Raw genomic sequence first — 24,373 nt, 5'->3', positions numbered from 1 at the left:
ATTAAATTATTTCAACATTTTTTGTTTATACTCTTTGAGAATGATTTTAAACCATTCTGTAAATTGTTTTGGATTATTCTCTAACTCTTTGTCTAAAGTTTCCATAGAGATATATCTTACCTCCGAAACTTCTTCAGGATTAAGATTAAAATCACCTTCGTAAATCCCTGTAAACACATAGTCTAGCTCGTGTTCCCAAAGATTATCACCAACCTCGGCTTTATAAATGAAACTGAATTTTTCGGAAATATCAGCATCAATACCCAACTCTTCAATGAGCCTTCTCTGAGCTCCAGCCTTGTAACTTTCTCCTAATCTTGGGTGAGAACAAACCGCGTTAGTCCAAAGTTTAGGTGAATGATACTTAACCCCCGCCCTCCTCTGGAGCAGCATTTCTCCTTTGGTATTGAATAAGAAAACCGAAAAAGCACGATGCAAAAAGCCACCTCTATGCGCTTGGAGTTTTTCCATCACACCTAAAACCTCATCTTTAGGATTTACTAAAACTACTTGTTCATGCATATAGTCGCAAATTTAAGATATTATTTTTATATCTTTCCTCACAGGAAACAATAATTCTCTCCTATTTTATTATATTATCTGTTACAAATTTGAATGAGATAATTGGTTTTGGTTATTCTTTTTTCCAGTTTTTAACAATTCCTAATAAATCTGTCACATAAGATTTGTCAGTAAATCCTCTGCCTCTTGCCGCTGGATGCCAAGCATGTATATATAATTTTTTGCCTGTATCATAAAAATGAGTTCTATAGTCTGTAATTTGTTTTTCTGCTTGTACTAAACCTTCAAAATCCTCCTTATAAAAGTAGTTCATTGTATTTCCAAATATCACAATATCTGCGTCATATAAATCTATTTGTTGTTTTAAAATACTTCTATAGTCATAGTATGCTTGTTGTATTTCGCTACTAGTAGATGTACCATGCCCTGGTATTTTTTTTATATTTATCAAAGCTATTTCTTCTAGTGGTTCAAAAGCCTTTTCATTACCTGCATCTGGTATATCTCCCCATTCACAAGCTCTCAATATTCCATAGCTAGCATAAATGATTCTCCTTAGTGTAGGGATACTTTTACCACAAAGATATAACCAATCTTTATCTTTAAATTTTTTTATATAACTCCACGAGTCCATTTCGGAGTTAGCTTCTTTTAAAATCCACAGTAATCTATATTTTGCGCTAATATATTTTTTGGGATTTATAATACCATCTATTACATAATTACTATTTCTATCCTGTCCTATTTTTTTTATCTGTTCCGTTATTTCAGAACACGATTTTTCTAATAGCTGTAAATTATTCATAATTTAGGTATTTTTTCAGATAAACTACATATGTATGATAAATAATAAATTTACTTATGATACTTCAGTTCCATTTCAGGAGTTATTTTAAGAAGTGTTTCATAAATGAGTTTAATTACATTTTGCACATCAGTTTTATCCACCATCTCTACCGTAGTATGCATATATCTTAACGGAAGCGAAATAAGTGCAGACGGTACACCACCATTAGAATGAGCAAAAGCATCAGTATCTGTCCCTGTAACACGGCTAGAAGCTGCTCTTTGGAAAGGAATTTTTTTAGCTTTAGCGGTATCTGTAATTAGAGTTCTAATGTTATGATGTACACTAGGAGCGAAGAAAACCACTGGTCCATCGCCACATTTTTGCTCTCCTTCTTTTTTCTTATCAATAAAAGGCGTCGTAGTATCGTGGGTAACATCGGTTACGATAGCGATATTAGGTTTAATGGTATTGGCTATCATTTCGGCACCGTAAAGCCCAACTTCCTCCTGTACAGAATTGGTAATATACAATCCAAATGGCAGTTTATTTTTATTTTCTTTTAGTAGTCTAGCTACTTCGGCTATCATAAAACCGCCTATTCTATTATCCAAAGCACGACAGACAAAATAGCGGTCGTTAAGTTCAAAAAAGGTATCAGGGTAAGTAATCATACAACCAACATAGATGCCCATTTTTTCTACCTCCTCTTTAGACTTAGCTCCACAATCTATAAAGATATTTTCTATTTTAGGTACAGGCTCTTCCTGTTTAGCTCTAGTATGTATTGCGGGCCACCCAAAAACACCTTTTACAATGCCTTTTTCTCCGTGTATATTCACTACTTTAGATGGAGCAATACTTTGGTCTGAACCACCATTTCTAATTACATAGATAAGTCCATCTTCAGTAATATAATTAACATACCAAGAAATTTCATCAGCGTGAGCTTCTATAACTACTTTAAACGATGCATCAGGATTGATGATTCCGTAAGCTGTCCCATAATGGTCTGTTCTTACTTCATCTACATAGGGCTTGATGTAATCCATCCATAGTTTCTGTCCAGCGTGTTCATATCCAGTAGGAGAAGCTGTATTAAGGTATTGTTCTAAAAATTTTAAAGATTTCTTTTCAAATTTCATAAAAAGGAATAATTTTTGATATTAAACAGTTTTTATTTTGAGAAGGTAAAAGTAATGAATTTTAAAATAAATCTACTGATTATTTTTTTGTGTATCGGTTTTATGTCTAAAGCACAAAAGGATACCCTTGTTGTAAAGGCGCTATCACAATATCCAAAGGAATTACTCAAGAAAGATGACTACGGAAATTACTATTATTACGATGCGAAACAACAAGCTAAAATCTACGAAATTGAGGGCGAAACAGTAATCGTTTTAGATGAAGTAGTTATTCCAAACAAGCCTAGATTTAATAATCAGTTAGATAAAAATTATTATTTCTTTTTAAGTAAAAAATTGAACCGAGTTTACCCTTTATTTATCACTGCTTTAGAACAATATAACGAAATAAATAACTACACCTCTCGTCTTGATGATAAATCTGAAAAAAGAAAATACATAAAAGCTAAACAAGAAGAACTTGCACAAGCCTACGAAAAAAAACTAAGAGATTTAACCACCTCCGAAGGTCGTATTTTTGCCAAACTAATGTACAGAGCCACAGGCAAGAGCGTGTACGATATTATAAAAGAATTAAGAGGAGGCTGGAGTGCTTTCTGGTGGAATGTAAAGGGGAATATTGCTGATGTAGATATAAAAGAACCTTACGACCCATACAGAAATAGACACGATGAATTTGTAGAGTCTCTACTACAATCTTATTGGAATCTAGGTTATTTTGCACCTTATGAAGGGCATAAAAATTTTAAAGTAAGAAAGGAGTAATATTCCTTTCTTACTTTAAACGTGATTTATAGCATTATTACGCCTTCTATCTTATGAACTTCTTTATAAAGGTTAATCACCTGATTTGCATCTAGAACAAACGCTTGGATACTGGCAGAGATATATTTACCGTTCTTGCTTTCCTTGGTAGATATGGAGTTTTGAGTATTATCAAAAATCTGATAAATTTCTGTAAGTTTAGCCTTATCATTAGGGAAAATAAATTTAAAAAGATAATCCGAAGGAAAATCGTGGGCTTCATTTAGTTTCTCTCTAAACGAATGATAAGGGTCTTTAGTTGCGTCGTCTTCAAATGTTTCTACCATACTTTTATTATTTTGCCAAGCAAAGATACAAAATAAGTTTTAGGATTATTACCGTACTACATCGTCATACCAATATCAATCCCTTTAATTTTTCGGTAAAGGTCGGTGGCGTAGTTATCCGTCATACCGCTTACAAAATCTAGTACGCCCAATACTTTTTGATACACACTTCCCTCCTCTACCCTAAACTGATTAGGAATTAGCTGAAGAGCCTTTTTATCATAACCTTTTCGCTCCGAAGGGGCTAGAACCGCCGAAGGAATAAAGTGATTTAGCAACTCATACATTACATTATAACCCGCGTTTTCAATCTCTACTACCGCCTTATGATTATATATTTTTTCAACGGAAAATTTCTCTATCTTTTGGAGGGCATCATTTTCTTTTTGGTAAATGCCAAGCAACGAACTAGCAAAATTCCCTTCTAATAAATCTACCGCATTATCTTTAAATATTTCAATAGACTTGTTAATTAAAGAGTTGATGACTTTAGCTCTTAAATAAGAAATTTGCTCGTTACTATCCGTAATTACACTTAGTTTTTGGTCTATCTTTTTAGTGTCAATCTCTATGGATTTTATTAAATCATAAAACAAATTTTTACAATCCGAAGTATTTACAATCCCCAATCTATGGGCATCTTCCATATCTATGATATTGTAGCAAATATCATCTGCCGCTTCTACCAACCACACAAAAGGGTGTCTTTTGTAGCCTAACGGATTTTGAGTTTCCTGTATCATCGCTGTATTTTCGGCAATGTGCTTAAAAGTTTCTTTTTCGCTTTGGAAGAATCCAAACTTCTTTCGGTGCAGAACACTTTTATCTTTAGCTATCGCCTCACAAGGATACTTTGCGATACTCGCTAAAGTAGTATGGGTAAGTTGAATGCCTCCTTTTTCCTTTCCTACTTGCTTATTGGTAAGCACTCTTATCGCATTGGCATTTCCTTCAAAATTGATAAAATCTGCCCATTCATTCGGTGCGAATTTAGGTTTGAGTTCACTTTCATTTCTAGCGAAATAACTTGCGATGGCATCTTCTCCCGAATGTCCAAAAGCAGGGTTACCTATATCGTGGCAAAGACAAGCCGCTGCGATAACCTCTCCTAGCTGATAAGTATAGAAGTGTTTTGCTGTTTCGGATAAATCGTTCTTATAAGTTTCCACCAAGAAAGCTCCCGCTAGACTTCCTAAACTCCGCCCAACAGAAGAAACCTCCAACGAATGCGTAAGCCTATTATGCACGAAAACACTCCCTGGCAATGGGAACACTTGCGTTTTATTTTGCAACCTTCTGAAAGCCGAAGAGAATATAATTCTATCATAATCCCTTTGGAAATCGTTTCGAGAAACTTTGGTATTAGGGTCGTTACCTGTTCTTTGATTGGTGAAAAGTTGGTTTAAATCCATATTAAGACACGCAAATAATTTAGGAAGCAAAAATAAGTAAATAATAATATACTCTTACTTACAAAAAAAGTTGTATATTTGCTTTTCTCAATAAGAGAAAAACAAGTCCTTGGTATTCTCAAAAATAGACTTTAATATGAAAACAAAAATAGTAGGCACAGTTATTTTGATTTTTATAGAATTCATTAGTTGCCATCACAATAAGAGTAAAAATAATTGGAAGTCTTTTTTTAAAGATAATAATGTAAACGGGACATTTGTACTAAAAAAGTTAAATTCAAATGAAACTCTAATTTACAATCAAGAGAGAAGTGATAAAAAATATACACCTGCTTCCACCTTTAAAATTCTAAACTCTATGATTGCATTACAGGTATTGTCTGTTACAGATGTAAATGACACAATTCAATGGGACGGAATAGACCGAGGATATGAATCTTGGAATAAAGATCAAACCATGAAATCCGCATTGCCTATTTCATGTGTATGGTTTTACCAAGAATTGGCTCGTAGAACGGGACAAAAAGAAATGCAAAAATGGCTTACAAAATCAAACTATGGGAATAAGAAAATTGGGAGTAAAATTGACAAATTTTGGCTTGATGGTACTCTTGCTATTTCGGCAAATGAACAAATTGTTTTTCTTGAAAAACTCATAAATAATAAATTACCATTTGATAAAAACATTCAAGAGAGCGTAAAAAAAATAATGATTACAGACTCTACAGAACATTATATCATTCATTCAAAAACAGGCTGGGGAAACAATATAGGCTGGAATATAGGTTATATAGAAACAAAAAATAATATTTGGATTTTTGCATTGAATATGGATATGAATGACATAAAAATGGCAGATATAAGAAAAAAAATAACTTATAGCATTTTAAAAGATCAAAAAATAATTCAATAGAATAACCAACAGATACTCAATCTAGATATAGAATACACTAATTGCTATAACTTTCCAAAAAAATTATTACCTTTAACCCGCAAACCATCAAAACCACTTAGGGCAACTCAAAAATAGGTGTGGGCAATACGAAAATAAGCAAGGGCAGAACAAGAAAGGCTCGGGGCAATAGACCAACGGCGTGGGGCGACCCAAAAAGTTGGTGGGCGATACAAGAATGACGCGGGGCGATAGAAGAATGATAATGGGCGACCTAAATTGTTGGTGAAAAATACGAAAACGGCTCGGGGCGATAGAAGAATGAGTGGTTTTTGAGCGAAAAATTAAAAATAATTTAATAAACTAAATATTAATCACTAAATCTTACTACTATGAACAGAGCAAAAAGAATTTCCGAACTCCAGTACCTCGAAAACTACCGCGTATTATTCGCCAATTTAGACGAGGTACAAGATTTAAAAACCGAACTGGCAGACTATGGCTACGATGATACCAAAATCGCCGAAGGCAAAGCCCTATTCGACCAAACCCAGCAACTCTACAACCAAAACCAACAAGAAACCGCCGAAGAAAAAGAAGCCTATGCCCGGTTTTCAGACGCCTTTGATGTTCTAAAGAAAACCTACAGCAAGCACCGCAAAATAGCCAAAGTCGCCCTAATGAAAAAAAACGAACTTTGGAAAACCCTCGCCCTCGATGGCAGTTTGTCCGCCGCTTATCTCAAAGCAATGCAAGAAATCAAAACCTTTTACGAACAAGCCCAAAGCCACAGCGAAGCCCAACCACTGTTAGAAAAATTCAAAATCAATAAAGCGGTGGTCGATGCTCAAATCGCACAAATCCAACAAGTAGAAACCCTCCGTGCGGCTTACGAAAAAGAAAAAGGCGAAAGCCAAGATGCCACCCAACAGAAAAACAAAGCCTTTGCCACCCTTTCTGATTGGGTTCGGGAGTTTTACGCCGTAGCCCAAATCGCCTTAGACGACCGTCCACAACTGCTGGAAAGCATCGGCAAGTTCGTCAGAAGTTAAAATTGAAGAAGTCTAAAAAAAATCCTGAACTGTTTGGTTCAGGATTTTTTATCTTTTTTAAGCAAAATACTTTTAATCTCTTCTAGACATTAAAATTCTTAATACATACCAGAACAGAAGCATTACAGAGGCAAACAGTTGTAGAGAAGCTCCTACATACTGCTCTTTGGTATAAGTAAATTGTAGTTTTTGTGTTTCGTATAAGATACTTGCTGATGCCAAAAGTACCATACCTACAGAGAACCAAAGCCCAAGGTTAAACCCGAAAAGAGCTCCAGCTACAATAAGTCCTAAAGCTACAAAACCACCCACTACAATGATATTTCTTAGGAACGAAAAATCTCTTTTGCTGGTAAACGCTACTCCTGTAAGTCCACCAAACAAAGCTAAAGTAATAATAGCCGCTTGCGGTATTAGAGTTGGGTCGCTATAAAACATTGCAATGTAAATCATCGGTAAGAAAATAACTGCCTCTAGCAATACATAGACCCCTAAGCCCATATACTACGTACCCTTATCTTGCGAAAGCGTCCATTTGTTCGCCAAAATAGAAGCTAACCAAAAGCCTCCTAATATCAAAAGCCAAATATACTTCTGAGAAATCATAGAAATGATGGTTTCTTCAGGGACTACACTAATAAGAAGACTCTCTACCACCACAAAAGCCAATACCGCTAATGCTAAGTGAGTATAAGTTTTCTTGTAGAATGTTGCTTTTTCAACATCTGTAGCCTGTGCCACTAGTAAATCATTAGAATATTCCATAAGATTGTTTTTTAATTTTGACAAATATAACAAATTTAATTCATTCCCATTAGTCTATGGCACTTAGAAAAGCCATAGTATCTATATCATCTGCATAAGTATTCAAACTAGGAGTTTGAGCCTCACCAAAGCCTACTTCTCCTCTATTCAAACAGAGATGACTTACAATGCACTGTATATTTTCGTGGTTTTCATTTAGGAAAGCCTCAACCTCTGCAAGATTATCATAACGGCTAAAGTTAATTACCGAAAGCGGACTGAAAAGTTGAGTATCTTCTTTAAGCATCACAAAATTATTATCCCAAAAATTTTCTTGATTTAGGAGATAAACCGCTCGGTTATAGTCGTAATTGTTGGCGTATTTGTGATGATTGATAATATCCTGAAACCCTACAAAGTTTTCAAACAAACGCTCTAATTTAAAATCTTGAGGAATGAAAAGCCTTGTAACATTGCGACAACCTAGACCAAAATATCTAAAAATATCTTCGGCTAAAAGTTGTAATTCTTTATCTGTTTCTTTCCCCGAAAGAACCGCCACCGAAGTTCTATTTTTACGAATAATATTTGGTTTGCTTTTAAAGTAATATTCTAGATACCTCGCTGTGTTATTACTTCCTGTGGCAATTACAGCGTCGTAATTCTCTAGTTTTTCTACCAACTGATATTCTATACCTTCAGAAAGTGAAGCCCATTTTTCCAAAAGAAAAGGTAAAATTTGTTTATCCTTAGAAGACATTTTAATAACAGGGGTATGCCCACTAAGTACAACTGTGATAACATCGTGAAATCCAACTAAAGGAATATTTCCTGCTAAAATCAACCCTACTTTTTTACCGCCTTTGGTTCCGGGATAGCTATTTACCCAATTATTAAGGTTTTCTTCGGTTAATAAATCTGCCCATTGCTTTAATGCAAACCGTAAACTGTCTTGAGTAAACCAAGGATTTTCTATTTCTGCACGGCTTAGTTTCGCTGAAAACAGAGCTTCTTCTTGTGAATAACACTCTTCTGTTTTTTCTAAAAATTGATTTATGAAAAGTCCTAGTTGAGCTAAACCTGAAATTTTAATACTGATATTCATTTGGTATTTTGTATAAAAATATGATAACTTTGTGCAAATTTAAAAATTTATTAAGAATGGCAATCATAATCACTGACGAATGCATTAACTGTGGGGCTTGTGAGCCAGAATGTCCTAATAATGCAATATATGAAGGAGCTGTAGATTGGCGTGCTTCTGACGGAACAGAACTAAAAGGAATGGTAACATTGCCTTCTGGGCTTACGATAGATGCAGATGCTCCACAAGAGCCAGTAAATGATGATGTCTATTTTATAGTTTCGGACAAATGTACAGAATGTAAAGGCTTCCACGAAGAACCACAATGTGCTGCTGTATGTCCTGTAGATTGTTGTATCCCAGATGAAGATAATGTAGAAACAGAAGAACAATTATTATCTAAGAAAGCATTTCTACACGGTGAATAGACACCCCAATATCGCTCGCTATTAACTCTAAATAGCGGGCGTTTTAGTTTTAAATAGAAATAATCTAATAGAAAATAAAAATGAATAAAAAACATAATTTTAGTGCTGGTCCGTGCATACTCCCGCAAGAGGTTTTTCAAAAATCAGCGGAAGCCGTGCTTGATTTTAACGGATTAGGCTTATCTTTATTAGAAATCTCTCACCGTTCCAAAGATTTTGTAGCGGTGATGGATGAAGCTAGAGCTATTGTAAAAAGACTAATGAATCTTAATGATGATTATGAAGTCTTATTTTTACAAGGAGGTGCTAGTTTGCAGTTTGTTATGGTTCCTTTTAATTTGCTTACCACTACTGGTAAAGCCGCTTACCTAGATACGGGGACCTGGGCTGCAGGGGCAATAAAAGAAGCACAAAAATTAGGAAATATAGAAATTGTAGCCTCATCAAAAGCCGACCAATACAGCTATATTCCTAAAAACTATACTGTGGGAAAAGATTTTGATTATTTCCATTGTACTTCTAATAATACCATTTATGGTACTCAAATGAAAGAGTTTCCTCAAGTGGAAGTTCCAATGGTGTGTGATATGAGTTCGGATATTTTCTCTAGACAACTAGACTTTTCTAAGTTTGATTTAATCTATGCTGGAGCACAAAAAAATATGGGACCAGCGGGGACAGTATTAGTGGTTGTAAAGAAAGATGTTTTAGGAAGAACACAAAGAGATATTCCTTCTTATTTGGATTATTCTCTGCACATCAAAAAGGAGTCTATGTTCAATACACCTCCTGTTTTTGCCGTTTATGCCTCATTGCTTACGCTACAACATTTAGAACAAAACGGAGGAATTGCAGCTGCCGAAACTAAAAATAAAGCTAAAGCCGAACTTATCTATAACGAAATAGATAGAAACCCTCTGTTTGAAGGTTTTGCTTCTACAGAAGACCGTTCTATGATGAATGTAAGCTTTAAATTGACTGATGAGTCTAAAAAAGAAAAGTTTGATGCTCTATGGAAAGAAGCAGGCATCAATGGACTTAATGGACATAGAAGCATTGGTGGTTATAGAGCCAGCCTTTACAATGCACTTCCGCTAGAAAGTGTACAAGTGTTGGTAGATGTTATGAAATCTTTAGACTAATAGTAAATGAGTAATATGAAAGTATTAGCTAACGATGGTATGTCCAATGCAGGGATTGCCATGTTAAAAAATGCAGGGATAGAGTTTGTTGAGCATCGTGTGGCTCAAGAACAATTAGCCAACTTTATAAATGAAAATAATATAGATGTACTTCTTGTAAGAAGTGCCACCAAAGTAAGAAAAGACTTAATAGATGCCTGCCCTAACCTCAAAATAATAGGTAGAGGTGGTGTAGGAATGGATAATATAGATGTAGATTATGCTTTATCCAAAGGTATTAAAGTCATCAATACCCCTTTAGCTTCGTCTAAATCTGTGGCAGAGATGGTATTTGCTCATTTCTTCTCTTTGGCGAGATTTTTACACGAATCTAACCGAATGATGCCTCTAGAAGGAGATACCAAGTTTAAAGATTTGAAAAAAGCCTACACTAAAGCGGTGGAGCTTTCAGGAAAAACGTTAGGAATTATCGGTTTAGGAAGTATTGGTAAAGAAGTGGCTAAAATAGGCATTGCCCTAGGAATGAATATCGTAGCCTACACTAGAAAAGCTAGAAAAGAAACTATTTCTCTCAACTTTTTTGATGGGAGGAATCTTGATTTTGAAATAGAAACTACAAACGATTTGTCTAAGTTACTGTCCTCGTCTGACTTCATTACAATAAACACACCTAAAACAGAAGGATATATACTAGATTCTGCTGAGTATGAACGTATGAAAGACGGTGTATTTATTGTAAATACGGCTAGAGGTGGCGTCCTTAATGAGGAAGCATTACTAGAATTTATTGAAAACGGTAAAATAGCAGGTGCTGCTCTAGATGTTTTTGAGAACGAACCAGAGCCTTCTTTATCTTTACTTATGAATCCTAGCCTTTCATTAAGTCCTCATTTAGGAGGCAACACTCTTGAAGCTCAAGAAAGAATAGGAACAGAACTTGCCCAACAAATTATAAACTTTAATTCGTAAAATGCCTACATTCAAACCATTTAAAGGAGTAAGACCAAGAAGTGAGTACATCAACATATTCCCCACTCGCCCGTTGGATAACTATACTGACGATGTAATAGCCGAAAAATCTAATGTAGAGGGAAGTTACATCAATATGGTAAAGCCCTATATATGCAGTAAATCCAAAGATGTGAACAGGAATTTGAGAAAGGTAAGAAATAACTACGAAGAAATAGCAAAGAATAATCTTATGCAAGATGCTGCTTCTTACTACTTATATGAGCAAATAATGCCTAATAAAACTGTTTTCAGAGGTTTGTTGGGATTGGTTTCTGTGGAGGATTTTTGGAATGGTAAAATAAAAAAGCACGAGGCTACCATTACACATAAAAAAGAAAGGTTAGCCGAATATCTTGGTAAAGTAGAACTACAAGCAGAACCTGTGCTCCTTACTTATCCAGCGAATTCAAAGGTAGAAATGTTGATGAACCTTGAGGAGAAAAACATTCCTATTATAAACTTCAAAGATGACCAAAATATTTGTCATAAAGTTTGGAAAATAGATAATCGTCTAAAACTCCAACAGTTTAAAGAAGTTATAGATCAAATAGATTCTTTCTACATAGCCGACGGACACCATAGAATTGGCTCTGCTGCATTGAATGCAAAATTACAAAGAGAAAAAAACAAAAAGAGCTTGGGTACAGAAGGGTATAATTTCGTTTATAGTTTCATTGTATCTAATCAATCTATAAAAATACACGATTACAATAGATTGGTAAAAGACCTTAATGGATTTTCTAAGGAGGATTTTTTAGAACGATTGGAGCAAGATTTCCTTATCTATGAAAAGGGAGAAGTACCGTATTTTCCTTCTAAAAAATTCCATATCAGTATGTATTTAGATGGAAAGTTTTATAGTTTACATATCAAGCACGAACTTCGTCCTACCGAAGAAGGCTTAGATAGTATGGATCATTATCTTTTAGAAAAGTTTATTCTAAAGCCAATTTTAGGTATAGAAAACTCTAAAACTTCTGATAGAGTTAAGTTTCTAAAGGGAACTTCTGATATTAACGGGATATTAAAGTTAAAAGATAAAGTTGATTCAAACGAGTATCAAATTGCTTTTGGAGTTTATCCTGTGAGTTTTAATGATTTAGTTAAAATCTCCGACTTAAATCAAAAAATGCCACCAAAATCTACTCTAATATCTCCTAAGCTGATGACTGCAATGGTGATGTATGATATGAAATAAAAAAAGAAGCCTTACTTTCTAAAAAGTAAGGCTTTTTTCTTTATTGTTCAAATTTGAAAGTTCTAATAGGAAAAGGTATATTGATGCCTTCCTCATCAAATCTTTTCTTTAGGGCAGTAATAAGATTACTTTTTTGTTGTGCTACCAACAAACCAGAGCTAACATTGAGCATACACCTCAATTCAAAATCGATGGCACTATCTCCAAACGATGTATAGAGAAAAACAACTTCCTCTTCCTCTACTAAGTGTTCAACCGTTTTTTTTACTGTTTCTAGAGTAATTTCTTTAACTTTATCTAAATCAGATTCATACCCCACACCGCAGGTTAGGATAAGTCTTCTTTGAGACGTCAAAGAAGCATTTTTTAGTGGAGAGTCTAACACTAATTTATTAGGTATCAACACAATATTATTATCTATATCTTTTATGGTCGTCATTCTAAAATCTATATCTACAATTTGACCAGAGAAATTATTTGAGGACACCCAATCTCCAATCCTAATATTTTTAACTAAAGAAAGTACAATCCCAGAAAAAGTATTAGATAATGTACCTTGTAATGCTAAACCAACGGCTAATCCCATTACTCCAGCACCAGCTAAGATGGTATTTAATACTCCATTAAGGTTGAGAACAACTAAAACGAGTATAAGACCTAGCATAATAACACCTACGGAAACTATTCTAGCGATTACATTCTTAGCAGAATCCTGCAGAGATGTTTTGTAAAGCAAACTTATAACGAGTTTATAAATAAGCCTAGATAAAAACAAAGATACCGTAAAAACAAGAATAGCTACAATAAAATTTGGGATATTAGAAAATATAGCCAACTGCCAATCTTCTAATTTCTCATAAGTTTTATCCCACGCAGAACCTACACTCTTAGTGAATGAATGTTCTAAAATATTTAAAAACATATAATCTATTTTTTTTTACTTAAATTTTACTCCCACTCTATGGTTGCAGGTGGTTTACTAGAGATATCATAAGCTACTCTATTGATGCCTTTAACTTCATTGATAATCCTATTAGACACCTTTTCCAAAAATTCCCAAGGGAATTTACTAAAAGTTGCCGTCATAAAATCTATGGTATTAGCAGAACGTAGTACAGCCGTATATTCGTAAGTTCTTTCGTCTCCCATTACCCCTACCGATTTCACAGGAAGTAATACTACAAATGCTTGAGAAACTTTATCGTATAAATCATTTTTATAAAGTTCTTCTATAAAAATATCATCAGCCTCTTGTAATATTTTAGCTTTTTCAGCATCTACTTCACCTAAAATCCTAATACCTAGCCCTGGTCCTGGGAACGGATGTCTATAGACTAAATGATGCGGAATACCTAACTCCTCTCCTACTTTTCTTACTTCATCTTTGAAAAGCTCTCTCAAAGGTTCTAAAAGTTCAAACTCCATATCTTCGGGTAAACCACCTACATTGTGATGAGATTTTATAACCGCAGATGGACCTTTAACCGATTGAGATTCTATCACATCTGGATAAATCGTTCCTTGTGCTAAGAACTTAGCACCTTCTATTTTATGAGATTCTTCATCAAAAACAGCTACAAACTCATTTCCGATGATTTTTCGTTTTTGTTCGGGCTCTGAAACACCTTTTAATTTTGATAAAAATCTCTCCGAAGCATCTACCAGCTTAATGTTAAGATTGAAATGAGAACCATAATTCTCCATTACTTTTTGTGCTTCATTTTTTCTTAAAAGCCCTGTATCTACAAAAATACAAGTCAGTTGAGAGCCAATAGCTTTATGGATTAAAACCGCTGCTACAGAAGAGTCTACACCTCCAGATAACCCTAATATCACCTTTTGATTACCAACTTTTTGTCTAATTTCTTCTACAGTACGGTCTATATAGCTAGTAAGTTTCCAGTTTTTCTCTGCCTTACAAATATTAAAGACAAAGTTTTCCAACATTTTAACACCTTCTTCTGTATGAGAAACCTCTGGGTGAAATTGAACGCAATAAATGGCTTTATCTTCGTTAGAAATAGCTGAAATTACCTCTGTTTTAGCGTTAATGGTAAAACCTTCTGGTACGACTTCTACTTCATCAAAATGGCTCATCCAAACGATAGATTCTTCCGAAACTCCTTGAAATAATTTAGACGATTGTTGTATTTTAAGTTCAGCTTTGCCGTATTCACCTTTGATACCTTTTTTAACAGTGCCTCCCAGTAGATGAGTCGTTAACTGCATACCATAGCAGATTCCTAATACAGGAATTGATTGTTCAAACAAAGCTTTGTCTACCAAATGGGCATTTTCCGCATTTACAGAGCTAGGTCCACCAGATAAGATAATCCCTTTTGGGTTCTTTTCTAATATGACTTCAATAGGTGTATTGTAAGGCAACACTTCAGAGTAAACTTCCATTTCTCTAATACGTCTTCCTATCAGTTGGTTGTACTGAGAACCGAAGTCTAATATGATAATTCCGTTTTGCATAGATTGTTTATTTAGACAAAAAGTAACTATGGAAATTATTAACAAATTTCACATAATTACTTTTTAATATTTGGTTATATAATTATAATCTGATTAAAATTTAGCAATATCATCACGATAAAAAGCATAATCAAAATTTACTGTATGGGCATCAGCATAAACTTTCTTTCGTGCTTCCTCATAAGTTGGAGCTGTGGCTACAAAATTAACCACTCGCCCTCCGTTAGTAATTACTCTTTCCCCTTGTCTAGTAGCTCCAGCAAATAGCACTTGGCTGTGTTCCACTTTATCTAAACCTGTAATTTCGTACCCTGTTTCTATGTTTCTAGGATAACCTCCAGAACACATTACCAAACATACGGCTTTTTCGTCTTTAAATTTAAGCTCTACTTCCTTACCTTCTAAACAATCTTCTATAACATCAATAAGATTATTTTCTAATAAAGGCATAATCACTTGTGTTTCAGGGTCTCCTAATCTCATATTGTATTCCAAACAGTAGCAACCATCGGCTGTTACCATTAGACCAAAGAAGATAAACCCTTTAAACTCAAGTTCATCAGCCTTAAGCCCTTGCATAGTTGGGTTGAGTATATTTTTCCTAAAGTCTTCCATATGAGCTTCTGTAAATTCTGGACTTGGAGCCACACTACCCATTCCTCCCGTATTTGCTCCTTTATCTCCGTTCCCTACCTTCTTATAATCTTTCACTGGTATACAAGGAAAAAGTTCTTGACCATTAGAGAAAGCGATAATAGAAGCCTCAAATCCTCTTAAATACTCCTCTATCACAACTCTAATACCTGCATCTCCGTAGATTCTTCTAATCATAAAATCATCAAGGGTAGCCAATGCTTCATCATAATCTTCACAAATAACTACACCTTTCCCTCCAGCTAAGCCACTTGCTTTGATAACTAAAGGATAATTTTTATTTTTCAAATATTCTTTGGCTTCTCCATAAGCATCAAAAACTTTTGCAACAGCTGTTTTAACTCCATGCTTTTGCATAAATTTTTTAGAAAATGCCTTACTGCCTTCTAAACTAGCTGCCTTTTGATTGGGACCAAAAACTTTTAAATCAAATTTTTTAAACTCATCTACTAAACCGTCTACTAATGGAGCTTCTGGTCCTACAATGGTTAAATCTATTTTTTCTTTGATAGCAAAATCTCTTAGGTATTTAATATCTGTCTCGTGTACTGTTTTACCTAGGGCTTGTGTAGTAGCATTGCCTTTAGCAAAATACATTTGGGTAACTCTTTTATCATCTTTGAGTTTCATAGCTAGAGCAGATTCTCTACCTCCATTTCCAACGATTAGTATTCTCATTATTTTTTGTTTTTTTTATTTAAGTAACGATTTGCACAAAAATACAAATTTGAACTTAATATTTTAAATTCTTTTTTAATTTTAACTTGTAGTTAACTTAATACCTCCTTATAGACTTTCATTAAGTCGGTAGCTATATTTTTATCATTAAACCTCTGCACATAGTCTAATCCTTTTTCTGAACGGCGTTTTCTTTCCGCTTCATTATTCCATAAAAATAGAATTTTGGATTTAATATCTGATATATTCTGCGGATTGATGTAAGTAGAATCTGGACCACCAGCTTCGGGCATACTACTTATATTACTCGTAATAACAGGAGTGCCTGAATATAAAGCCTCTATAACAGGAATACCAAACCCTTCAAAAAAACTGGGATAAATAAATATATCCGCCAACTGATAAATCCCTGCTAGTTCCTCCATAGATACATTTTCTAAAAAATGGACTTCTACCTTGGTTTGGGCTAGTGCTTTATCAACTTCTTTTTGATATTTTGTTTTTCTACCTACTACAACTAAAGGGATACCTGTACCGTCTAAAGCCTTAATGACATTAAGTAAATTTTTCCGTTCTTCTATCGTGCCAACATTTAGTAGAAAACGCTTTGGTAACTGATACTTTAAAGCAATTTTAGTAAGTTCGCTGGGGCTTAGTGGGTTCTTAAAAGCTTTATGACAGCCTTGATAAACCACTTTTATCTTCTTTTCCGAAACATTTAGATATTTAATAATATCTCTTTTTGTTTGCTCTGAAATGGCAATGATAACATCTGCCTGTTGAGCCGCTTTTTTAAATTTCCAAAAATGAATTTTTCTGTCAAAGAAAGAATAAAATTGAGGGTAACGCAAGAAAATTAAATCATGAATAGTTACTACTTTTTTAATTGTTTTATCATTCCATATCAAAGGAAGCTCTCCAGAAAGTCCGTGAAAGATATCGGCTTTTAAATTCTGAGCATCAGTTCCCATTTGCCTTTGCCTCGCTAAAAATCCTTTAGATATTTCTTTAAAAGTAACATTGGGTAATGTTAAAATATCTTTTCCTCTTTCACTTATTTTTTCAGCTAAAAGATAGTATTGATATTGCGAAAATTCTGAAGCCAAAATCCTTACCAAATCTCTAGAGTAGTTCCCTAACCCTGAGGTATTATGAAAAAATCTTTTGGCATCGAAGGCTATTTTCATAATGATTATTTTGTTTTTTCAGCTAAAAATTCTTTATAAGTTACAAATGTTTCACCCTTGTTCTTTAGCCAAGATACAAAATTATCAAATCTTTTTACCATAAGTTCTCCTGTATTTTTGGTAGTATAGGACGGTAGTTTGTAACTTTTTTTACTAATATTAGAAAATTCCCAAGGATGGAAATAGATATTAAGATAGCCGTCTCTTTTTAAAGTAAATTTAGCCAGTAGTTTGTATATAAATATTGGGAAATTATGAAAACTAAGCCAAAATAAAGGTACTCTCAATAAAGAAACAGAGGCTGGTATTTGCCAAACATTGTTCTCTTTAAAGTATGTTTTAGAAATATGCAAATTATTGTATCTCCCTGGTAAAAAAGTAGGATTGATAGAAGAGTTGTATAAATACCCTGCTTTACTTACTTCTTTCTCTTTAACAGGTTGCATTCTAGGCATTCTTAGTCCTAGCACTTGTGTGTTAAATAAAGAACTAAGATGTTCTTTTGATTTTTTTAAATCTGCATCTTCAAATTTTGAATGATACCAAGTGTGTGAGGCAAGTTCGTGTCCTTCTGATAGTAACTGATGAATTAAATCCTGACTATTTTCTGCGAAAACTACTGTAGAAAAAAAAGTCGCTTTTATTTGATGTTTTCTTAATATTCCCAGTATGTTTTTTAGTCCCTCTTGAGATACTTTTAGTTGTTCCTCAAAAGGGATATCCCCTTGGTATTCTAGGGGCATATCAAATTCTTCTATATCAAACGAGAGTAGAACCATTTAGTTTAAAAGTTTTTTGTTCTAATAATATAATTAGGGCGTTCTTTAACTTGTTTAAAAATCTTCCCTAGATAAATCCCCATTATTCCAAGAATAATAAGCTGAACTCCACCAAAAAAGACCATTGTCATAATTAGAGATGCCCAACCCGAAATTTCCGTATCTGACCAAAATGCATACACCACATAAGGTATATAAATGAATACCGCCAATATGGAAAAGAAAAATCCTAAATAAGCCGCCAAATAAAGCGGTTTTATACTAAATGATGTTATTCCTGTAAATGCGAAACTAATCATTTTCTTTAGATTGTAGCTGCTCTCTCCTGATAATCTTTCAGCTGCAACAAAACTCACTCCCGTTTGTTTAAACCCGACCCAATTCATCCACCCTCTCAAGAAAAGGTCTTCTTCCTTCACATTTCGGATAATATCAATAACGGAAGCGTCCATCAATCTGAAATCAGAGCCACCACCTTTAGTTAAATCAATATCCGATATTTTGGATAAAAAGTTATAAAACCATTTGGAAGTTGTTTTTTTGAAAAAAGAAATTTCTTTAGGATAGGCTCTTATGGTATAAACTATATCATAGCCTTTCTCCCATTTTTTTATCATTTCGGGAATCAATCTAGGAGGATGCTGCATATCCGCATCCATAGAAACAACGGCATTTCCTTTGGCAAAATCCATTCCTGCCTTTACAGCACATTGATGTCCAAAATTCCTTGAAAATTCAATATATTTAACTCCTTTTATTTCTTTAGAAACTTCCTCTAGAACTCGTTGAGTGCTATCTCTACTCCCATCATTTACAAAGATAATTTCAAAGTCATAATCAGGTATACCTTCCATCACTTTTTTTATCTCTGCACATATAGGTCTAATGTTATTCTCCTCATTATGTGCTGGTATGACAATAGAAATAGTTTTCATAGATAGATATAATCTAAGTTAATGAGTAATCTTTTTTAAAATCTTTTACCAATAATTCATAAAGTATTCTAAACCAAACTAAACAACAAGGCAATGCTTTTAGAGAATACTTAATAACATAATCTTCTTTTATAGACCTTGGAAATAAATCTGAAAAGCTAAAACAAGTCAGTATCATTACGAAAAGCATAAGTGCTATTGTGGTAAAGGTTTGTTTTTTTTGTATTACAAACCATATCATAACTCCAGCGACCGCAATAATATAAGTAGGTGATTCTGAACCTGAACTAAATAAAACTATAAACAAAAGTGTAGAAGCTAATATCATTAGTCTGAAAGCCGTGGCTTTGTATTGTGAAAATCTAATATATGGCAATGCAAAGAGAATAATTCCAGGTACCAAAAATACCAAATTTGATATATTAGGGTCTTCAAGAACTCGCCTTACAATTCCCATTAAAGAAAAATCTTGTCTATTTCCCAAAACCTGATTGGATAGATTTTTTTCACTTAAAGACTGATACCAATCTAGGTAAGATTGAAGCCCAAAGTTCATATCTGATAGGAGCATAGGCAAAATTAAAAAGAGAACAAAAATTCCTAAAGAGGAAAAGATAAACTTCTTTTTATTTGATATAAAGGGGAAAAACGCTAACCCTGCAATCCCATAAATTTTCACGAAAAAGCCAGTCAAAATAGCTACAGATGCATGTATTTCCTTTTTATTATCAACATAAATGGCTGATAATATAAGCAAGGCAGTAAGCCCAACATTAAATTGAAAACTTACTGCTGCTGTAATATATTCCTGTAAACACAACCATGCTAACAATGCTTTTTTATTAGTAGAGATGGGTAACTTAGCGAATGCGTACATCAGCAGCCATACATTTGCTAAATTCCACAAGACCATTCCTAATGCATCTGGCATCAACGCAAAAGGCATTATTATCGTACTAAAGAATATTCCGTAATGATTGCTATCAAAGTAAAGTTCAGGATATTGTGCATACAAATTCTTTTTATCTATTGTATGGAAGAATACATATTTGAATAACAAATAATTATTATAAGCCTCTTTCCCGTGAAAATATTTACTAAGTGCAGAAAAAATAGCCGCCAAGGAATAAACCCCAAAAATCACTTTTGGATTATAAAACCATTTTAGCAATTTCACTTTTACAGACATAAAGATTATACCGCTACATTATTCTCTCTCAAAGCATCATTAAGAGAGGTTTTCTTATCTGTTGATTCTTTTCTTTTACCGATAATTAAAGCACAAGGTACTTGATACTCTCCTGCAGGGAATTTTTTAGTAAGACTTCCTGGAATTACTACTGAACGAGCTGGTACTCTCCCTTTATATTCAATTGGTTGCTCTCCTGTTACATCTATAATTTTAGTAGAACCTGTTAGTACCACATTAGCACCTAAAACCGCTTCTTTTTCCACATGTACACCTTCTACTACAATGCATCTAGATCCCACAAAAACATCGTCTTCTATAATTACAGGTGCTGCTTGTAATGGCTCTAAAACACCACCAATACCAACTCCTCCACTTAGATGTACATTTTTACCTATTTGAGCACAACTGCCTACTGTAGCCCAAGTATCTACCATAGTACCACTATCTACATACGCCCCAATATTTACATAAGATGGCATCATAATAACACCAGAAGCTATATAAGCTCCTTCTCTAGCCACCGCGTGAGGCACTACTCTTACCCCTTTTTCGGCGTAGTTTCTTTTCAAAGGCATTTTATCATGAAACTCAAAAGGTCCAACTTCGATGGTTTCCATCTTTTGAATAGGGAAATACATTACTACCGCCTTTTTCACCCATTCGTTTACCTGCCAACCGTTAGCCGTAGGTTCAGCTACACGAAGCTCTCCCTTGTCTAGTTTAGCAATAACTTCTCTAATTACTTTTTGGTTTTCTTCATTCTGTAATAAATCTCTGTTCTCCCAAAGATTTTCTATTGTTTGTTGTAATGACATATTTGTATTTTATATTAAAGTATTCTTCTTGCAAATAAAAAAGATTTGTTCCAATAAGTTTCGTTTAGAGACGAAATAATAACTCCTTTAGAAGTCGAAGCATGAATAAACTTAATTTCTCCATCAGTTTCTATGGTATGAACAATACCCACATGAGAGACTTTAGCACCTCCCATAGTTGCGAAAAAAACTAAATCTCCTATTTTAATTTCTTTAACAGAGATACTAGTCCCCTCCAATGCCTGATCTGTTGAACGCCTAGGAAGGGTTTTATTATTCTCTATAAAAACTTTAGAAACTAGACCAGAGCAATCAAAACCAGATGAAGTATTTCCTGCATACTTATAAGGAACACCTAAATATTTTTCGGCTGTTTTAATTATTTTTCTAGCCTCTTTAGTAACTACTCCTGAATTTTCTGAAGATAATGTTTTAGATGCAACTTTACTAACTTTGCTTGTAGTTGTGGATCTTTTAGAAGTTCCACAGCTAACTAACAGCACAGAAAATAGCACAAAACCAATAAATCTTCTCATTATTCCAATTTGCCCCAAAAATACAAAAAATAGACTAAAGTTAGTCTATTTTATTATCGGAATATAAAAGAAAGAGCAGCCCTTTAGACTGCTCTAACTATCTTTTATTATAAATCTTAGATTATTTGAAGAATAAAGAGAAACCTGCGTTAACTCCAAATGCACCCGCTGTTGTAGTTAGGTTATTGTTAGTTGTACTGAATTGGCTGTAACCTAGACCTAGATTTATACCTGCAGTTTTATTTAACATGTAAACTCCACCACCTTTAACTCCCCAAGCTAAACCACCTACAGATACATCACCCGTAGTATTGCTACCATATCCTACTCCAACTCCTAAATATGGTCTGAATTGAGATCCTGTAGAAAAATAGTAAGTTGCGTTAGGTAAGAAAGAAAGTGTACTAGAAGAACTATTCCCCTCCTTAGAAGATAAAAAGTTAAACTCTAATCCTAAAGCTAAGTTATCCATAACAAAATATCCAACACTAGGACTAATGTTAAAAGTAGAAACCTTACCAGCATCGTAAGACTTTCCATCATACTTTACCTTAGTTGACACACTATTAAATCCTAAATTGGTTTTACCTTCTACAACCCAAGATCCTTTTTCTGTTTGAGCGTTCATTGCTCCGAAAAGTGCTAAAGCACCTACTAAAAATAGTTTTTTCATTGTTTTAAAGTTTTATTCGTTTCTTTATTTCGCAAAGATATATATATTATTCTAAAACCAAAATGATTTTTATCATATTCTAATTTAATCTCTTCATTTATCATATTCCTTTGCACTCTGTCTTTTTTCTTCCTCATTATAAGCAGAGATTATCTTTTTAACCACAGGGTGCCTTACCACATCGGCTTCGTTGAGATATACAAAGCCTATTTCCTTAATGTTTTCTAGGATATGCATAGCTTCTTTCAAGCCTGATTTTTGCTTATATGGTAAATCTACTTGTGTAGGGTCGCCTGTAATTATGAATTTAGCATTCATTCCCATTCTTGTTAAAAACATTTTCATTTGGGCATGGGTTGTATTTTGTGCTTCATCTAAGATGACAAAAGCATCGTCCAAAGTTCGCCCTCTCATAAAGGCCAAAGGTGCTACTTCTATCACTTTTTTCTCAATAAACCCTTCTAGCTTTTCGTGTGGTATCATATCTCGCAAAGCATCATAAAGCGGTTGTAAATAAGGGTCTAGTTTCTCCTTTAAGTCTCCTGGTAAAAAACCAAGGCTCTCCCCTGCTTCCACCGCAGGGCGTGTGAGGATAATTCGTCTTACTTGTTTTTCCTTTAAAGCTCTTACTGCCAAAGCTACACTGGTATAAGTTTTTCCTGTTCCTGCAGGACCTATGGCGAATACCATATCTTTTGTTTCGGTTTCCTTTACGAGTTTTTTAAGGTTAGTAGTTTTAGCCTTAATGATTTTCCCTTGGACTCCTTTCACAATAATATCTTGATCAAAGACAAGTTGTTTTTCTTTTTCGTCTTTTATCATCAAGATACTTTCTACATCTTTGATAGTAATAATATTATGTTTAGTGATAAATTTTACAATATCGTCCAATTTTTCTTTTAGTACCTCCAAAGTTTCGGGATTTCCCATAGCGAATATAAAATGGTCTCTCCCTGTTATTTTAAGCGTCGGAAACGAAGACTTTATCAGATTAAAAAACTGATTTTGAACTCCGTAAAAGGTTTTAATTTCTATTCCTGAAATTTCGTAAGTTAATTCCATATATACTAAATGATATATTTATTGTCTGTTAAATATTTTTTGTAGAGGGTTTCTCAACTTTCTGATGAATTTAATTTCTTCTTGAGTTAATTGTAAGGACTTATTTTGAGATAAAAAGCTCTTCATTGTTATAAAAAATTCTAAAAATGAACCGTTTTTAAAAGACGACTTCGCAGATGATATCATAGCTAGAGGAAGATTAAGCCCAATATTATAGAAATATTCTCCCAATTTTTCAGCTTTTTGAGATTTGTATTTATAAGCTGTAGGTCTTAAATGTTTTACCCAAAGATTTTTAATGGTGATAATATCATAACCATTCATTTGAGCTAACATCACATCTATATTATCCCAACCCAATACGGAGCGAAGTCCATTCATTGCTAAAAAACAATCTTTTCGGTAAGATTTTATAGGACCTCTGACATGATTTTTTGAGGATAAATTCTCATAAATCCATTCTCCTTTATCATTTTGAATATATACCAATCCAGAGACCATACCAGCTTTAGGATTTTCTGTATAGATTTTATTGATGTTTTCTAAATATTGCGATGGAAATATAATATCAGCATCGAATTTGCAGATAACATCATAATCAGCTAAAGAAACCTCTTCTAAACCTCGATAAAAAGTTTGAACGACCTTTGCCCCAGGCTGATGAAAGGAAGATTCTAAATTTTTGAGTTTAAAAGAAAGGTTATCTTTAATGAAACTTTCTACCAACTCTTTTGTTTTATCTGTAGAGCCATCATTTACAACAATGCAGTCAAAATTTTGATAAGTCTGTTTTGCTAAAGATTTTAAACATAGCAAAATACTATCTTCTTCATTATGTGCTGGTATGATGATAAGGAATCTCAAATTAGTCTATTT

25 protein-coding genes and 1 pseudogene are annotated in these 24,373 nt (G+C 33.9%); 7 read left to right on the top strand and 19 right to left on the bottom strand.

From position 1 onward, the window contains the following. Positions 1-6 precede the first annotated feature (6 nt). From idi to D1J36_RS09390, 3 genes are all read right to left on the bottom strand, one after another. The gene (idi, locus tag D1J36_RS09400) at positions 7-522 is read right to left on the bottom strand and encodes an isopentenyl-diphosphate Delta-isomerase (RefSeq protein ID WP_154136897.1); all 516 of its coding nucleotides are present in this window, start codon (positions 520-522) and stop codon (positions 7-9) included. Between the two features lie 112 nt (positions 523-634). Then, positions 635-1,327 (bottom strand): hypothetical protein, encoded by a 693-nt coding sequence (locus tag D1J36_RS09395; protein ID WP_154136896.1) that lies wholly within the window; start codon positions 1,325-1,327, stop codon positions 635-637. A gap of 50 nt (positions 1,328-1,377) precedes the next feature. Then, positions 1,378-2,454 carry a M42 family metallopeptidase gene (locus D1J36_RS09390; protein ID WP_013446708.1) on the bottom strand — a complete coding sequence of 359 codons (1,077 nt, stop codon included), beginning with the start codon at positions 2,452-2,454 and terminating at the stop codon, positions 1,378-1,380. 54 nt (positions 2,455-2,508) lie between these two features. On the opposite strand from D1J36_RS09390, the gene D1J36_RS09385 reads away from it, so the two are divergent. Then, entirely contained in the window at positions 2,509-3,219 is a 711-nt protein-coding gene (locus D1J36_RS09385) for a DUF4294 domain-containing protein (RefSeq protein ID WP_004919352.1), read from the top strand. Between the two features lie 26 nt (positions 3,220-3,245). Here D1J36_RS09385 and D1J36_RS09380 read toward each other — a convergent pair whose 3' ends face one another. Both D1J36_RS09380 and D1J36_RS09375 read right to left on the bottom strand, forming a co-directional pair. After that, positions 3,246-3,545: a DUF493 domain-containing protein gene (locus D1J36_RS09380; RefSeq protein ID WP_014938766.1), complete on the bottom strand. Its 300-nt coding sequence runs from the start codon at positions 3,543-3,545 to the stop codon at positions 3,246-3,248. 56 nt (positions 3,546-3,601) lie between these two features. Then, positions 3,602-4,957 carry a deoxyguanosinetriphosphate triphosphohydrolase gene (locus D1J36_RS09375; RefSeq protein WP_154136895.1) on the bottom strand — a complete coding sequence of 452 codons (1,356 nt, stop codon included), beginning with the start codon at positions 4,955-4,957 and terminating at the stop codon, positions 3,602-3,604. A gap of 136 nt (positions 4,958-5,093) precedes the next feature. On the opposite strand from D1J36_RS09375, the gene blaRAD reads away from it, so the two are divergent. Continuing rightward, the gene (blaRAD, locus tag D1J36_RS09370) at positions 5,094-5,870 is read left to right on the top strand and encodes an RAD family carbapenem-hydrolyzing class D beta-lactamase (protein ID WP_229578671.1); all 777 of its coding nucleotides are present in this window, start codon (positions 5,094-5,096) and stop codon (positions 5,868-5,870) included. A gap of 371 nt (positions 5,871-6,241) precedes the next feature. After that, positions 6,242-6,901 (top strand): hypothetical protein, encoded by a 660-nt coding sequence (locus D1J36_RS09365; RefSeq protein WP_154136894.1) that lies wholly within the window; start codon positions 6,242-6,244, stop codon positions 6,899-6,901. 72 nt (positions 6,902-6,973) lie between these two features. On the opposite strand, the pseudogene D1J36_RS09360 reads toward D1J36_RS09365, so the two are convergent. After that, positions 6,974-7,666 (bottom strand): annotated as a pseudogene (locus D1J36_RS09360) (Bax inhibitor-1/YccA family protein). A gap of 49 nt (positions 7,667-7,715) precedes the next feature. Continuing rightward, positions 7,716-8,750 (bottom strand): acyl-CoA reductase, encoded by a 1,035-nt coding sequence (locus tag D1J36_RS09355; protein WP_154136893.1) that lies wholly within the window; start codon positions 8,748-8,750, stop codon positions 7,716-7,718. A gap of 56 nt (positions 8,751-8,806) precedes the next feature. Between D1J36_RS09355 and D1J36_RS09350 the strand changes: the two genes are divergently transcribed. From D1J36_RS09350 to D1J36_RS09335, 4 genes are all read left to right on the top strand, one after another. Further along, on the top strand, positions 8,807-9,157 hold the full coding sequence (locus tag D1J36_RS09350; protein ID WP_052911114.1) for a 4Fe-4S binding protein: 351 nt from the start codon (positions 8,807-8,809) through the stop codon (positions 9,155-9,157). Between the two features lie 80 nt (positions 9,158-9,237). Next, positions 9,238-10,299 carry a 3-phosphoserine/phosphohydroxythreonine transaminase gene (gene serC, locus D1J36_RS09345; RefSeq protein WP_154136892.1) on the top strand — a complete coding sequence of 354 codons (1,062 nt, stop codon included), beginning with the start codon at positions 9,238-9,240 and terminating at the stop codon, positions 10,297-10,299. 15 nt (positions 10,300-10,314) lie between these two features. Continuing rightward, on the top strand, positions 10,315-11,268 hold the full coding sequence (locus D1J36_RS09340; protein ID WP_154136891.1) for a D-2-hydroxyacid dehydrogenase: 954 nt from the start codon (positions 10,315-10,317) through the stop codon (positions 11,266-11,268). Between the two features lies 1 nt (position 11,269). After that, positions 11,270-12,508 carry a DUF1015 domain-containing protein gene (locus D1J36_RS09335; RefSeq protein ID WP_014938774.1) on the top strand — a complete coding sequence of 413 codons (1,239 nt, stop codon included), beginning with the start codon at positions 11,270-11,272 and terminating at the stop codon, positions 12,506-12,508. Positions 12,509-12,548: 40 nt separating this feature from the next. On the opposite strand, the gene D1J36_RS09330 is transcribed toward D1J36_RS09335, so the two are convergent. The 12 genes from D1J36_RS09330 to D1J36_RS09275 all read right to left on the bottom strand — a co-directional run bounded on the left by D1J36_RS09330 (position 12,549) and on the right by D1J36_RS09275 (position 24,361). Next, complete coding sequence (locus D1J36_RS09330; protein ID WP_014938775.1) at positions 12,549-13,430, bottom strand: mechanosensitive ion channel family protein; 882 nt, start codon at positions 13,428-13,430, stop codon at positions 12,549-12,551. A 26-nt stretch (positions 13,431-13,456) separates the two neighbouring features. Continuing rightward, positions 13,457-14,986 carry a glutamine-hydrolyzing GMP synthase gene (guaA, locus tag D1J36_RS09325; protein ID WP_154136890.1) on the bottom strand — a complete coding sequence of 510 codons (1,530 nt, stop codon included), beginning with the start codon at positions 14,984-14,986 and terminating at the stop codon, positions 13,457-13,459. A gap of 93 nt (positions 14,987-15,079) precedes the next feature. Further along, positions 15,080-16,318 carry a phosphoribosylamine--glycine ligase gene (gene purD, locus D1J36_RS09320; RefSeq protein ID WP_154136889.1) on the bottom strand — a complete coding sequence of 413 codons (1,239 nt, stop codon included), beginning with the start codon at positions 16,316-16,318 and terminating at the stop codon, positions 15,080-15,082. Between the two features lie 92 nt (positions 16,319-16,410). Then, on the bottom strand, positions 16,411-17,505 hold the full coding sequence (locus D1J36_RS09315) for a glycosyltransferase family 4 protein (RefSeq protein WP_154136888.1): 1,095 nt from the start codon (positions 17,503-17,505) through the stop codon (positions 16,411-16,413). Between the two features lie 5 nt (positions 17,506-17,510). Next, positions 17,511-18,284: a polysaccharide deacetylase family protein gene (locus D1J36_RS09310; protein ID WP_154136887.1), complete on the bottom strand. Its 774-nt coding sequence runs from the start codon at positions 18,282-18,284 to the stop codon at positions 17,511-17,513. Between the two features lie 5 nt (positions 18,285-18,289). After that, a complete protein-coding gene (locus tag D1J36_RS09305) occupies positions 18,290-19,219 on the bottom strand; it encodes a glycosyltransferase (protein ID WP_154136886.1) in 930 nt (309 codons plus the stop codon). 13 nt (positions 19,220-19,232) lie between these two features. Next, the gene (locus D1J36_RS09300; RefSeq protein ID WP_154136885.1) at positions 19,233-20,408 is read right to left on the bottom strand and encodes a glycosyltransferase family 87 protein; all 1,176 of its coding nucleotides are present in this window, start codon (positions 20,406-20,408) and stop codon (positions 19,233-19,235) included. A gap of 5 nt (positions 20,409-20,413) precedes the next feature. After that, on the bottom strand, positions 20,414-21,226 hold the full coding sequence (locus D1J36_RS09295; protein WP_154136884.1) for a 2,3,4,5-tetrahydropyridine-2,6-dicarboxylate N-succinyltransferase: 813 nt from the start codon (positions 21,224-21,226) through the stop codon (positions 20,414-20,416). Between the two features lie 14 nt (positions 21,227-21,240). Continuing rightward, a complete protein-coding gene (locus D1J36_RS09290; RefSeq protein ID WP_154136883.1) occupies positions 21,241-21,762 on the bottom strand; it encodes a C40 family peptidase in 522 nt (173 codons plus the stop codon). A 121-nt stretch (positions 21,763-21,883) separates the two neighbouring features. Beyond that, positions 21,884-22,435, bottom strand: coding sequence for an outer membrane beta-barrel protein (locus D1J36_RS09285; RefSeq protein WP_154136882.1), 552 nt, complete (start codon positions 22,433-22,435; stop codon positions 21,884-21,886). Between the two features lie 93 nt (positions 22,436-22,528). Further along, positions 22,529-23,497 carry a PhoH family protein gene (locus tag D1J36_RS09280; protein ID WP_154136881.1) on the bottom strand — a complete coding sequence of 323 codons (969 nt, stop codon included), beginning with the start codon at positions 23,495-23,497 and terminating at the stop codon, positions 22,529-22,531. Between the two features lie 18 nt (positions 23,498-23,515). Next, positions 23,516-24,361, bottom strand: a complete 846-nt coding sequence (locus tag D1J36_RS09275; RefSeq protein ID WP_154136880.1) for a glycosyltransferase family 2 protein — start codon at positions 24,359-24,361, stop codon at positions 23,516-23,518. Positions 24,362-24,373: the final 12 nt, after the last annotated feature.

Source organism: Riemerella anatipestifer, from assembly GCF_009670965.2.
GTDB classification, from domain to species: Bacteria; Bacteroidota; Bacteroidia; order Flavobacteriales; family Weeksellaceae; genus Riemerella; species Riemerella anatipestifer_B.
This window is presented reverse-complemented; position numbering and strand designations above follow the sequence as displayed.